The organism is Pseudomonas sp. DTU_2021_1001937_2_SI_NGA_ILE_001 (assembly GCF_032463525.1).
Classification (GTDB): Bacteria; Pseudomonadota; Gammaproteobacteria; order Pseudomonadales; family Pseudomonadaceae; genus Aquipseudomonas.
On the sequence record NZ_CP135971.1, the window covers coordinates 1,102,391 to 1,116,377 of the forward strand.

Here is a 13,987-nt window from a genome sequence, read left to right on the forward strand (position 1 = left end):
CACCCCTTTTTCCGCAGGACGCTCGCGATGACCACCGAAAAGCCCAACAACCACCCCATCGAAGACATCTACCCGCTGTCGCCGCTGCAACAGGGCATGTTGTTCCATTCCCTGCTGCACGAAGATTCGGGCGTGTACCTGATGCAGGACCGCTACCGCATCAGCGGGGCCATCGACGAAGCGGTGTTTCTCGAATCCTGGAGCCGCGTGGTGGCGCTGCACCCTTCGCTGCGTGCCAGCTTTCAGTGGAAGACCCAGAAGCAGCCGGTGCAGGTGATCCACCGCGAGGTCAAGGTGCCGCTGGACACCCTCGACCTGCGCGGCCTGGCGCCCGAAGCGCAGGAGGCACGGATTCGCCGCCTGCTGGAAGACGAGCAGAAGGTCGGCTTCAACCTGTCGAAACCACCGCTGATCCGCTTCCGCCTGGTGCGCCTGGGTGAAGAGTCGTACGAGTTCATCCGCAGCTTCCACCACATCCTCATGGATGCCTGGTGCATTTCCCTGGTCACCGTGGACTTCCTCAAGGTCTACGAAGCACTGCGCCACCAGCGCGAGCCACAGCTCAGCGCCCCCCGGCCGTTCCGTGACTACATCCAGTGGCTGCAACGCCAGGACGCCAGCCAGGCCGAGCAGTTCTGGCGTGGCCAGTTGCAAGGCCTCAATGCGCCGACGCCGCTGACCGTCGACAATGGCGTGAGCCGCGATCGCTACACCGAGGCGGTGCTGGTGGATGACCAGCTGGTACGCCTCAGCGAGCAGGAAACCGAAGCCCTGGCAAGCTTCTGCCGCCAGCGACGCATCACCCCGAACACCTTCTTCCAGGGCGCGTGGTCGCTGCTGCTGTCGCGCTACAGCGGGCAGCGCGACGTGCTGTTCGGCGTCACCGTGGCCGGGCGCCCGGCGGAACTGTCCGGCGTGGCCGAGATGATCGGCCTGTTCATCAATACCCTGCCGCTGCGCGTCGCGGTCGACCCCGAGGCCCGGCTGGGCGAGTGGCTGGGTGCCCTGCAGGCACTCAATGTCGACATGCGTGACTACGAGCACACGCCGCTCACCGACATCCAGGGCTGGAGTGACTTCCCGCGCGGCGAGACGCTGTTCGACAGCATTCTGGTATTCGAGAACGCGCCGATCGACGAGCAGATCCTGCAGGGTGGCTTCCAGTTCAGCCTCGATGGCATGGACCACAGCGTGCACACCCACTACGGCCTGACCGTGGTGATCCTGCCAGAGACCGAGCTGGGCATTCGCGTGTCGTACGACCGCGAGCGTTTCGACGCCGCCACGGTGCAGCGCCTGCTTGGCCACCTGAGCAGCCTGGTTCGCGGCATGCTCGCTGCACCCGAGGCACGTCTGGGGCAGTTCCATCTGCTCGCTGAGGCCGAGCGTGAGCAGTTGCTCAACGACTGGGCGCTCAACCCGCAGGACTTCCCCCTGGATAAAAGCTATGCGCAGTTGTTCGCCGAGCAGGTCGCCCAGCGCGGCGAGCAAGTGGCTGCCGTCTGTGCTGGCGAATCGCTGACCTATGCCGAACTGGACCGCCGCGCCACTCGCCTGGCCCACGCCCTGCGTGAAGCCGGCGCTGGCGAGGACCGCCTGGTCGCCCTGCTCGCCCCGCGAGGCCTGCCGCTGCTGACCATGATGCTCGCGGTGTTCAAGGCCGGCGCGGCGATGCTGCCGCTGGAGGTCAACCACCCGCCGGAGCGCCTGCGGGAAATCCTCAGCCTGTCCCGAGCGCCACTGCTGCTCGCCAGCGAGCAAAGCAGCGCCTTGCTCGACCCGCTGCTCAGCGGCGTGGCGCAGGCGCCCCATGCGCTGTTCGCCGAAGCCTGCTGGGGCGCGGGAACCGATAGCCCGCTGCCGCTGCTGGGCGCTCCGAGCAGCCTGGCCTACGTGCTGTTCACCTCCGGCTCCACCGGTACGCCGAAGGGCGTGATGATCGAACAGCGCGGCATGCTCAACAACATCTTCGGCAAGGTCCCGGCCCTGGGCCTGGGCGCTGACGACCGCATCGCGCAGACCGCCTCGGTGGCCTTCGACATTTCCGTCTGGCAGTTCCTCGCCGCGCCGGTGCTGGGCGCCACGCTGCACATCCTGCCCGACGAAGTGGCCCACGACCCGCAGCGCCTGTTGCAGGAGCTGGTCAACCAGCGCCTCAGCGTGCTGGAAATCGTCCCCAGCCTGATGCGCACGCTGCTCGCCGTGTGCCCCTGCGACCTGCAATTGCCCGACCTGCGCTGGGTGATGCCGACCGGTGAGGCGCTGCCACCGACCGTCGCCCGCGACTGGTTCGCACGCTTCCCCGGCATCGCGCTGATGAACGCCTACGGCCCGGCCGAGTGCGCCGATGATGTGGCCTTCCAGCCGATCCATGCCGCACCGGGCGATGAGGTCAGCCACATGCCCATCGGCCGACCCACTGCCAACAACCGCCTGTATGTGCTGGACGAAGCCCTGCGCCCATTGCCGGTAGGCGTGGCCGGGGAAATCTGCGTAGGGGGTGTCGGCGTGGGGCGTGGCTACCTGCACGACCCGCAGCGCAGCGCCGAGGCGTTCATCGAGCACCCGCAGCTCGGGCGTATCTACCGCACCGGCGACCTGGGCCGCTGGCGCACCGATGGGGTGATCGAATATCTCGGGCGCCGCGACCAGCAGGTCAAGCTGCGCGGCCATCGCATCGAACTGACGGAAATCGAACACCGCCTGGCCCAGCACCCGAACGTACGCGAAGCTGCGGTACTGCTGCGCGAGAACGGCGCAGGCGAAGCCTGGCTGGTCGCCTACTTCGCCGCACATGACCCGGCATTGGGCAGTGATGGCCTGGGCCAGCACCTGCGCGAGCAGTTGCCGCCGTACATGGTGCCGGCGGCCTTCGTCAGCCTGGAGCGCCTGCCGCTCAACGCCAACGGCAAGGTCGACCGCAAGGCGCTGGCCGCCCTGGCCCTGGACTGGCAAGCGCAAACCACCGAGAGCATCGCCCCGCGCAATGACCTGGAAAGCGCCATCGCCAAGATCTGGGCCGAAGTGCTGGGGCGCGACAGCGTCGGCGTCGAAGACAACTTCTTCACCCTCGGCGGCCACTCGTTGCTGGCCACGCAGATCGTCGCGCGGCTGCGCGCGCACTTCAAACTCGATCTGCCGCTGCGCCTGCTGTTCGAACAGCCAAGCGTCGCCTTGCTGGCCGCAGCCATAGAGGCGCGCCAGGCCCAGGCCGCCGCTGCCCAGGCGCCGAGCCTGCAAGGGCCGACCGCGCGGCCACGCCCGGCCACGCTGCCGCTGTCGTTCGCCCAGCAACGCCTGTGGTTCATCGAGCAACTGACACCGGGCACCACGCTGTTCAACATCCCCTTCGCCCTGCAACTGAACGGCGACCTGAACATCGAGGCGCTGCACGCCAGCCTCAACGACCTGCTGGCCCGCCACGAGATCCTGCGTACCGGCATCCGCAGCCTCGATGGCGTGCCTTGCCAGCACATCGTCGACACCCTGCACCTGGAACTGCCTTGCGAAGATTTGTCCGCCCTGCCCGCCACCGCCCGTGAAGGCGCGCGCCTACGTGCCCTGCAAGACACCTTCGAGCAGCCGTTCGACCTCAGCCAGCCACCGCTGCTGCGTGCCCGCCTGTTGCGCCTGGCGGAACAGGAACATGTACTGGGCATCGCCCTGCACCATCTGGTGTCCGACGCCTGGTCAGCGACCATCGCCCTGCGCGAACTCGCTCTGGGCTACCAGGCCCGCTGCACCGGCCAGGCCGCCGAACTGCCGGCGCTGAGCCTGCAATACGCCGACTTCGCCCTGTGGCAACGCGAGCACCTGCAAGGTGCCGAGCTGCAACGCCAGCTCGACTACTGGACCCGCACCCTGGCCCGTGACGACAGCCAAGGCAGCCCCTTGCTGGCCCTGCCGACCGACCTGCCGCGCCCCTCGGTACAAAGCTACCGTGCCGGCCTGGTGCAGCGTGAACTCGGCGCCGACCTCAGCGCCCGCGTGCAGGCCTTCGCCAGCCGCCTGGGCACCACGCCGTTCACCGTGCTGTTCGCCGGTTTCGCCGTGCTGATGCACCGTCTGAGCGGCGACGCCACGGTGCTGATCGGCACTCCGGTGACGCACCGCGAGCAGCCTGGCACCGAAGGCCTGCTGGGTATCCTGCTCAACAACCTGGCGATCCGCACCGACTTCAGCGCCCAGTCGGACTTCACCGCGCTGGTGCAACAGGTCGCGGCGCGCCTGCGTGAAGGCCAGCAGCACCAGGACCTGCCGTTCGAGCAACTGGTCGACAGCCTGCAACTGCCACGCAGCCTCAGTCACGCCCCGCTGTACCAGGTGATGGTGGCCCAGCAATTGTCGATGGAGTCGCGCCTGCGCTTCCCTGGCCTGGCCTTCGAAGCGCTGGACACACCGCTGCAGCAGTCCGAATGCGACCTCGACCTGCACGTGCTGTGCCCGGCCGGCGCGCCGATCCAGCTGGAACTGATGTACGCCCTGGACCTGTTCGTCGCCGACAGCGCACGGCAGACCCTGGCACGCCTGGAGTTCCTGCTGGAGCAACTGCTGGCTGAACCGCAGCGCCCGGTGGCGGCGCTGCCGCTGCTGATGGCTGATGAATGGCAGCGCACCGTGGTCGAATGGAACCGCACCGACATGGCCGTGCCGCAGCAACACACCTTCGCGCAGCTGTTCGAGCAGCAGGTCGAGCGCACCCCGCAGCGCGACGCGCTGACGTTCGAAGGGCGCAGCCTGAGCTACGCCGAACTCAATGGCCGGGCCAACCAGCTCGCGCATTACCTGCGCGCCCAAGGGGTGGTCGCCAATCGCCCGGTGGCCCTGTGCGTCGAGCGCTCGCTGGACCTGCTGGTGGGCCTGCTGGGCATTCTCAAAGCCGGTGGCGCCTACGTGCCGCTGGACCCGAGCTACCCGCCGCAGCGCCTGGCCTACATGCTCGAAGACGCGCAGCCGGCGCTGCTGCTCGGCCAGCAGGGCCTGCTGCAACAGCTCGGTGCCGACCTGCCACGCCTGAACCTGGATACCGATGCCGCGCAGCTGCGCGACCTGCCGCAGGACAACCTGCCGCCGCTGGCCGGTCCTGACGACCTGGCCTACATCATGTACACCTCGGGTTCTACCGGGCAGCCCAAGGGCACCCTGGTGACCAACGCCTCGGTGGTCAACCTGGCCTGGGCGCGCATTCATGGCCTGTACCGGCGCTACACCGACCAGCCACTGCGCACCAGCTTCAACTATTCGTTCGCCTTCGACAGCTCGGTGGCCGAACTCATCCTGCTGCTCGACGGCCACAGCCTGTACCTGACCCCGGAAGAGGTGCGCTACGACCCCGAGGCCCTGGCGCGGTTCTTCCGCGACACGCGCCTGGACGCCTTCGAATGCACCCCGGCGCAGCTCAAGGCCCTGCTGGAAAGCGACGGCGTGCGCCGTGGCGAGACCTACCTGCCGCGCTTCGTGCTGTTCGGCGGCGACGCTGTGGACGCCCAGTTGTGGCAGCGCCTGCCGTCGATTACCGGCACCCGCTTCTTCAACACCTACGGCCCCACCGAGTGCACGGTGGACGCCACCGGCTGCGCAGTGGACGACTTCCCGGCGCGGCCGATCATCGGTCGGCCGATCGCCAACGTGCGCACCTATGTGCTGGATGCCTGCCTCAACCCGTTGCCGGTGGGCGTGCCGGGCGAGCTGCACATCGGTGGCGCCGGGGTGACCCGCGGCTACCTCAACCGTGCCGAACAGACCGCCAAAGTGTTCATCGACGATCCCTTCGCGCCGCAGCCCGGCGCACGCCTGTACAAGTCCGGCGACCTGGTGCGCTGGCTGCCCGACGGCCAGCTGGAATACCTGGGGCGCATGGACCATCAGGTGAAGATCCGTGGTTTCCGCGTGGAACTGGGGGAAATCGAAGCCCTGCTCGGGGCCCAGCCCGGCGTTCGCCAGGCGGTGCTGCTGGCCCGCGAAGACCAGCCCGGCAACAAGCGCCTGGTGGCTTATCTCACCTGTGATGGCCAGGCCGACATCGAGGCCTGGCGCCGCACCCTGGGCGCCGCACTGCCCGACTACATGGTGCCGTCGGCCTTCGTGGTGCTCGACGAGCTGCCACTGACCGACAACGGCAAGCTCAACCGCAAGGCCCTGCCGGCACCGGACCACCAGGCCGTAGCCGACACCCAGGACCCGCCGCGCACTTCGGCCGAACGCCAATTGGCGGTGCTGTGGGCGGAGCTGCTCGACGTACCGCTGGCGCAGATCGGCCGTGACAGCCATTTCTTCTACCTGGGCGGCCATTCATTGCTGGCAGCGGTGCTGTTTGCCCGCCTGCGCCAACAGTTCGCCACAGTCCCGGCGCTGCGCTCGCTGTTCGAACAGCCGACCCTGCAGGGCCTGGCGGCGCTGCTGGGCGAACCCTTGCAGGCGCCCGCAACCACCTGGCAGGCGCCTGTACGCCCGCCGCACCTGCCATTGTCGTTCGAACAGCAGCGCCTGTGGTTCCTCGAACAGCTCAGCACCGGCGGCGGCGAATACAACGTGGTCAGCGCCGTGAGGCTGGATGGCGAGCTGAACGTCGCCGCGCTACAGCAGGCCCTGAATGCCGTGGTGGCACGCCACGAAAGCCTGCGCAGCCGCATCGTGCGCGAGGCTGGCGGCGAACTGGCGCTGGTCATCGAACCCACGGCGCAGCTGCCTTGGCAACTGACCGGGGTGCAGGCCGACAGCGAACAGGCCTGGCAGGCCCGGATCGACGCAGCCATCCAGACCGAAACCAGTCGGCGTTTCGACCTGGCCGTTGAATTGCCGCTGCGCGCCACGCTGCTGCAACGTAGCGGTGCCGCCCAGGCGCTGCTGTTGCTCAACGTTCACCACTGCGCCATGGATGACGCTTCCAGCCAGAATCTGCTGGACGAACTGGCACGCCTGTATGCCGCTGCCTGCCAAGGCACTTCGGCGCAGCTGCCCGCGCTGGCCCTGCAATACCCCGACTACGCCCTGTGGCAACGCGAAGCGGCACAGCAGGCGCTGTTCCGCGAGCAGCTCGACTACTGGCGTACCCGGCTGGAAGACGGTGACTACCTCCTCGACCTGCCGACCCGGCAGGCGCGTCCCGAGCAATTGGACCCTGCCGCTGGCTCGGTGCAGCTGCGACTGCCGGCGCCATTGGCCGCGCGCCTGCGTGACTTTGCCCGGCAACGCGGCGCCACGCTGTACATGCTGATGCTCAGCGCCGCCCAGTTGCTGCTGGGCCGCCATGCCAACCAGCGTGACGTCCGCTTCGGCAGCCCAGTGGCACAACGACCGCTGGCCGAACTGCAGCCGCTGATCGGCTGCTTCGTCAACACCCTGGTGATCCGCAGCGACCTCGACCCGGCGCTGGATTTCGACGGCCTGCTGCGCCAGGTGCGCGAAGGCGTGCTGGACGCCCAGCAGCACCAGGCCGTGCCCTTCGACCAGGTGGTCGAAGCCCTGCAACCTTCGCGCAACCTGGCGCAGACCCCGCTGTTCCAGGTGCTGTTCGTGATGCAGAACGCCAATGCGGCGGCCAGCCAGTGGCCGGGCCTGCAGGTGCGTGAGCAAGCGGTGACCGCGCAAGCGGCCAAGTACGACCTGAACTGGGAAGTGCATGACGGTGACGAGCTGTCGGTGCTGCTGGAATACCGCACCGCGTTGTTCAGCGAAAGCACCGTGCGTGGCTGGCTGCAACAGTGGCAACAGTTGCTGGAAACCATGCTCGATGCGCCGCACACGCGGCTGGCCGACTGGTCGCCGTTGAGCGCAGCCCAGCGTCATCAGCAGCTGGTGGAGTGGAACGCCACCGAACGCCAGTACCCCGGCCCGACCGACCTGCGCAGCGCGCTCAGCCAGCAGGCGCAACGCACCCCGGACGCCCCGGCCCTGGTCTTCGAAGACCAGCGCCTCAGCTACGCCGAGCTGCACCAGCGTGCCCAGCAACTGGCCCGTGCCCTGCGTGCCCACGGCATTGGTCGCGAAAGCATCGTGCCGGTGTGCATGGAACGCTCGGTGGAGATGGTCGTCGCCCTGCTCGGCATCGTCCAGGCCGGCGCTGCCTGGCTGCCACTGGACCCGCAACTGCCCGCCGCACGCCTGGCCTTCCTCATCGAAGACGCCGATGCGCGCCTGACCCTGACCCAGCCGCAATGGCGCGCCAGCCTGCCGGCCGGGCACAGCACCTGGACCCTCGATGCGCTGCCCGCCGCCCCGGCCTTCGAGCCCTTCGAAGTCGCCGCCAGCGACCTGGCCTACGTGCTCTACACCTCCGGTTCCACCGGCCAGCCCAAGGGCGTGATGAACGAGCACGGCGCGCTGATGAACCGCCTGTACTGGATGCAGGACGCCTTCCCCATCGGCCCTGATGACCGCGTGCTGCAAAAGACCCCGTACAGCTTCGACGTCTCGGTGTGGGAGTTCTTCTGGCCGCTGATCACCGGCGCCACCCTGGTGGTCGCGCGCCCGGACGGTCACCGCGACCCGGCCTACCTCAGCCAGCTGATCCAGCAGGAGCAGGTCACCACCCTGCACTTCGTGCCCTCGATGCTGCGCGCCTTCGCCGACGAACCGACCCTGACCCGCTGCCACAGCCTGCGCCAGGTGTTCGCCAGTGGCGAAGCCCTGCCTGCCGAACTGGTGCGGCGCTTCATGAGCCGCCACCCGGCGGCGCTGATCAACCTCTACGGCCCCACCGAAGCGGCCATCGACGTCTCGGTGTGGCGCTGCTCGGCGAACGACGCCGTCGTGCCGATCGGCAAGCCGATCGCCAACCTGCGCCTGTACATCCTCGATGACGCCCGGCAACCGCTGCCCATCGGCAGCATCGGCGAGCTGTACATCGGCGGGGTCGGCGTGGCACGCGGCTACCTGAAGCGCCCGGACCTCACCGAAGAACGCTTCCTGCCCAGCCCGTTCGTGCCTGGCGAGCGCCTGTACCGCACCGGCGACCGCTGCCGCTTCCTGGCCGACGGCAACATCGAATATCTGGGGCGTCTGGACCATCAGGTGAAACTGCGTGGCCAGCGCATCGAGCTGGGCGAGATCGACGCCGCGCTGCTCAGCCAGCCCGGTGTCCGCGAGGCCGCGACCCTGCTGATCGGCCAGCGCCTGGTGGGTTTCTGGTGCGGCGATACCGAGCAGGCCGCGCTGCGCGAGGCCCTGCGCGCTCAGTTGCCGGCGCATCTGCTGCCCGGCCTGCTGGTGCAGTTGCAGCGCCTGCCGTTGACCGCCAACGGCAAGCTCGACCGCAAGGCCCTGGCCGCCACGCCACTGCCAGACAGCAGCGCCGAGCGCGCTTATGTGGCCCCGCGCAATGCCACCCAGCGAGTGCTGTGCGAACTGTTCAGCGAACTGCTCGAGTGCCCGAACGTCGGCATCGAGGACCACTTCTTCCAGCTCGGCGGCCACTCGCTGCTGGCGACCCGGCTGGTTGCCAGAGTGCGCGAGCGCCTGGGTGTGTCGTTGCCGTTGGCCCGGGTCTTTGCCGAGCCCACGGTGGTGGCTCTGGCCGAACACCTGCAAGCCGCCCCGGCCACTGAGGTGATCACCGCCCAGCCACGTCCGGCGCACCTGCCCCTTGGCCTGGCGCAACAGCGTTTCTGGACGCTCAGCCGTCTGGTGCCGGAGTCGCGCGAGTACCACATGCCGTTCGCCCTGACCCTGCGTGGCGAGCTGGACATCGAAGCCCTGCGCGACGCCTTTACCCAGCTGAGCCAGCGCCACCTGGTGCTGCGCAGCCGTATCGTCGAGCACGACGGCGAGCCGCAACTGCTGATCGATGCAGAGGGCCCGCAGCTGCAGGTCAGCCAGGTGGCCGAAGCGAACTGGCAGGCGGCCTGCCAGAGCGCGGAAATTGCGCTGATGGCGCCCTTCGACCTCACCGCTGCCGCGCCGTGGCGTGCGCAACTGCTGCAACGCCAGGGCAGCGATGAAGCCCGCCTGCTGGTGTGCCTGCACCATAGCGCCACCGACGGCTGGGCCATGCAGCTGCTGATCGACGAACTGAGCCAGGCCTACAGCGCCCTGCGCAATGGCCAGGCGCCGGCCTGGCCAGCCCTGGAAATCGACTACCTCGACTTCGCCCTCTGGCAGCGCCACCCGGACACCGAGGCGCGCCGCGCCGCCAGCCTGGACTACTGGAAAGCCCACCTGGGCGAGGACGACTACCAGCTCGACCTGCCCGTGGACCACCCGCGTGGCGCCGAAACCGAGCGCCGCGCCGGGCAACTGACCCTGGCCCTCGGCCCGCAGCGCGCCGCAGCCATCCGCCAGTTCGCCCGGCAACGCGGCACCACCGTCTACGTGGTGCTGGCCACTGCCTTGAGCGCTCTGCTGGCGCGCTACAGCGGCCAGCGCGAGATCCGCTTTGGCACGCCCGTGGACCAGCGTGAGCAACCGCAGACCCAGACCCTGCTGGCCTGTCTGGTCAACACCCTGGTGATCCGCAGCGAGATCGACCCTCAGGCGCCGGCCGAGCAGTGGCTGGCCAGCCTGGAAGCCGACCTGCGCGCCGCCCAGGCGCATGCCGACCTGCCGTTCGCCACCCTGGCGGCGAGCGTGGCGCAACGCCGCGACCTGAACCGCACGCCGCTGTTCCAGGTGCTGTTCTCCCTCAACCACGGGCGCCTGGACAGCCGCCAGTGGCCGGGGCTGCACATCGAAGAGCAACTGCTGCCGGCGCTGGAGGCCAAGTTCGAGCAAAGCTGGGAAGTCCAGGACGACGGCCACGACATGCTGCTGGCCCTGGAGTATCAGGCCGCGCTGTTCGAGCACGCCACCCTGCAGCGTTGGAGCGAACAGTGGTGCGCACTGCTCGACGCCCTGGTCGCCGCCCCGCAACGTTCGCTGGCGGCGCTGTTCCCGCAGCATCTTGACCAGGCGCAACTTGAGCGCTGGAACGCCACCGAACGCCAATACCCCGGCCCGACCGATCTGCGCAGCGCGCTCAGCCAGCAGGCGCAACGCACCCCGGACGCCCCGGCCCTGGTCTTCGAAGACCAGCGCCTCAGCTACGCCGAGCTGCACCAACGTGCCCAGCAACTGGCCCGCGCCCTGCGTGCCCACGGCATCGGCCGCGACAGCATCGTGCCGGTGTGCATGGAACGCTCGGTGGAGATGGTCGTCGCCCTGCTCGGCATCGTCCAGGCCGGCGCTGCCTGGCTGCCACTGGACCCGCAACTGCCCGCCGCACGCCTGGCCTTCCTCATCGAAGACGCCGATGCGCGCCTGACCCTGACCCAGCCGCAATGGCGCGCCAGCCTGCCGGCCGGGCACAGCACCTGGACCCTCGATGCGCTGCCCGCCGCCCCGGCCTTCGAGCCCTTCGAAGTCGCCGCCAGCGACCTGGCCTACGTGCTCTACACCTCCGGTTCCACCGGCCAGCCCAAGGGCGTGATGAACGAGCACGGCGCGCTGATGAACCGCCTGTACTGGATGCAGGACGCCTTCCCCATCGGCCCTGATGACCGCGTGCTGCAAAAGACCCCGTACAGCTTCGACGTCTCGGTGTGGGAGTTCTTCTGGCCGCTGATCACCGGCGCCACCCTGGTGGTCGCGCGCCCGGACGGTCACCGCGACCCGGCCTACCTCAGCCAGCTGATCCAGCAGGAGCAGGTCACCACCCTGCACTTCGTGCCCTCGATGCTGCGCGCCTTCGCCGACGAACCGACCCTGACCCGCTGCCACAGCCTGCGCCAGGTGTTCGCCAGTGGCGAAGCCCTGCCTGCCGAACTGGTGCGGCGCTTCATGAGCCGCCACCCGGCGGCGCTGATCAACCTCTACGGCCCCACCGAAGCGGCCATCGACGTCTCGGTGTGGCGCTGCTCGGCGAACGACGCCGTCGTGCCGATCGGCAAGCCGATCGCCAACCTGCGCCTGTACATCCTCGATGACGCCCGGCAACCGCTGCCCATCGGCAGCATCGGCGAGCTGTACATCGGCGGGGTCGGCGTGGCACGCGGCTACCTGAAGCGCCCGGACCTCACCGAAGAACGCTTCCTGCCCAGCCCGTTCGTGCCTGGCGAGCGCCTGTACCGCACCGGCGACCGTTGCCGCTTCCTGGCCGACGGCAACATCGAATACCTGGGGCGTCTGGACCATCAGGTGAAACTGCGTGGCCAGCGCATCGAACTGGGCGAGATCGATGCCGCGCTGCTCAAGCAGCCCGGCATCAGCGCCGCCTGCACCCTGGTGCTGGACAACCGCCTGGTGGCCTTCTACAGCGGTGTGGCGCAGGGCGACCTGGCCGCCCAGCTGGGCGCCGAGTTGCCGGCGCACATGGTGCCCGTGCTGTGGGTCGAAGTGCCGGCGCTGCCGCTGACCACCAACGGCAAGATCGACCGCAAGGCCCTGGCCGCCATGCCGCTGCCACAAAGCCAGGCCGTCGCCGTGGCGCCGCGCAGCGAACTGGAAGCGTTGCTGTGCCAGCTGTTCGCCGAACTGCTGGGCGAGACCCTGGGCAGCGACCGGGCGGTGGGTACGCAAGACAGCTTCTTCGCCTTGGGCGGCGATTCCATCCTGGGCCTGAAGCTGATCTCGCGTCTGCGCGAACAGGGTTATTCGCTCACCCCGAAAGCGCTGTTCCGCTCGCCTACCCCGGCAGCCCTGGCCCTGGTGACCACGCCGCTGGCCAGCCAGGCCGAACAGGGCGAGATCACGGGTGCCATGCCGCTGCTGCCGGTGCAGCAGTGGTTCTTCGACATGCAGCAACCGCAAGCCGCGTACTGGAACCAGGCGGTACTGGCCGACAGCGACCGACCGCTGCAACCGGCCTTGGTGCAAGAGGTTCTAGACCGCCTGGTTGCCCACCACGACGCCCTGCGCTTGCGCTTCCATAACGCCAATGGCCAGTGGCAGGCGCAGATCGCGGCGGTTTCGCCGGCGCGCTTCAGCGTCTGCGAGCACGCCGGGCAACTGCAACAGGTGGCTGAAAGCCTCGACCTGCAGGACGGCCCGCTGTTCGCCGCCGCCTTGCTGCAAGGCACGCCGCAGCGCCTGTATCTGGTCGCTCATCACCTGGTGGTCGACGCGGTGTCCTGGACACCCTTGCTGGAGGACTTCCAGCGGCTGTATCAGGACCTGGAGCGTGGCGAGACGCCCAGGCTGCCCGCCAAGACCACGTCCTACCGGCAGTGGGCCGAGCAATTGCGCGCCCATGGCGACAAGGCCACAGCCGAGCTGGGCTACTGGAAACTGCAGGGCGCCACCCACCCCGCGCCCCAGGCGACCTTCGCCGAGCGCCAGACCCTCTCGGCCCGCTGGGAAGCGGCACACACCCGCCAGTGGCTCACCGAGGCGCATGCCGCCTACCGCACGCAACCCGAAGAGCTGCTGATCGCCGCCCTGGCCGCGACCCTGGCCCAGGCCGAAGGCCGCAGCGAGGTCGTCGTCGACCTGGAGCGGCATGGCCGCGATGCGCCGTTCGAGGGGCTGGACGTCAGCCGTACCGTGGGCTGGTTCACCACCCTGTATCCGCTGCGGGTGAAGTCCAGCGGCACGCCGGCCGAGCGCGTGCGCGACGCCAAGGAGGCCCTGCGTGGCGTACCGGGCAATGGCCTGGGCCATGGCCTGCTGTGCCAGCGCGGCGAACTGCCGCCCAGCCGTGGCGACGTGTTGTTCAACTACCTGGGCCACGAACAGCCGCCCGAAGGCTGGCTGCGCGCCAGCCAGCTGGCGGCGCCGGCAGACGTGGCAGCCGGCAACCGGGTCAGTCATGCCCGTGAGGTGGTGGCCTGGCTGCAGGACGGTGTGCTGCATATCGAGTGGCACAGCGTAACGCCGCAGGCCGACAGCCGCTGGCCGGCGCGCCTGCTGGAACACCTGCAGGCCCTTGTCGCCCATTGCATGGACCCGCAGGCCGGCGCGCTGATGCCGTCGGACTTCCCGCTGGCCAAGGGCATCAACCAGAAATCCCTGGACACGCTGCTGAGCAAGCTCAAGAGCAAACCGAATACCAAAAGCTAGTGCGCGGTGCGGCACGCGG

General features: G+C 68.8%; 1 protein-coding gene. It reads left to right on the forward strand.

Annotated elements, in window-relative coordinates; translation table 11 throughout:
• Window positions 1-27: 27 nt before the first annotated feature.
• Window positions 28-13,968, forward strand: a complete 13,941-nt coding sequence (locus tag RRX38_RS04350; protein WP_315961692.1) for a non-ribosomal peptide synthase/polyketide synthase — start codon at window positions 28-30, stop codon at window positions 13,966-13,968.
• Window positions 13,969-13,987: the final 19 nt, after the last annotated feature.

Coding starts and splice junctions, on each gene's coding strand:
- RRX38_RS04350 (WP_315961692.1), top strand. CDS start 28: ATGACCACCGAAAAGCCCAACAACCACCCCATCGAAGACATCTACCCG.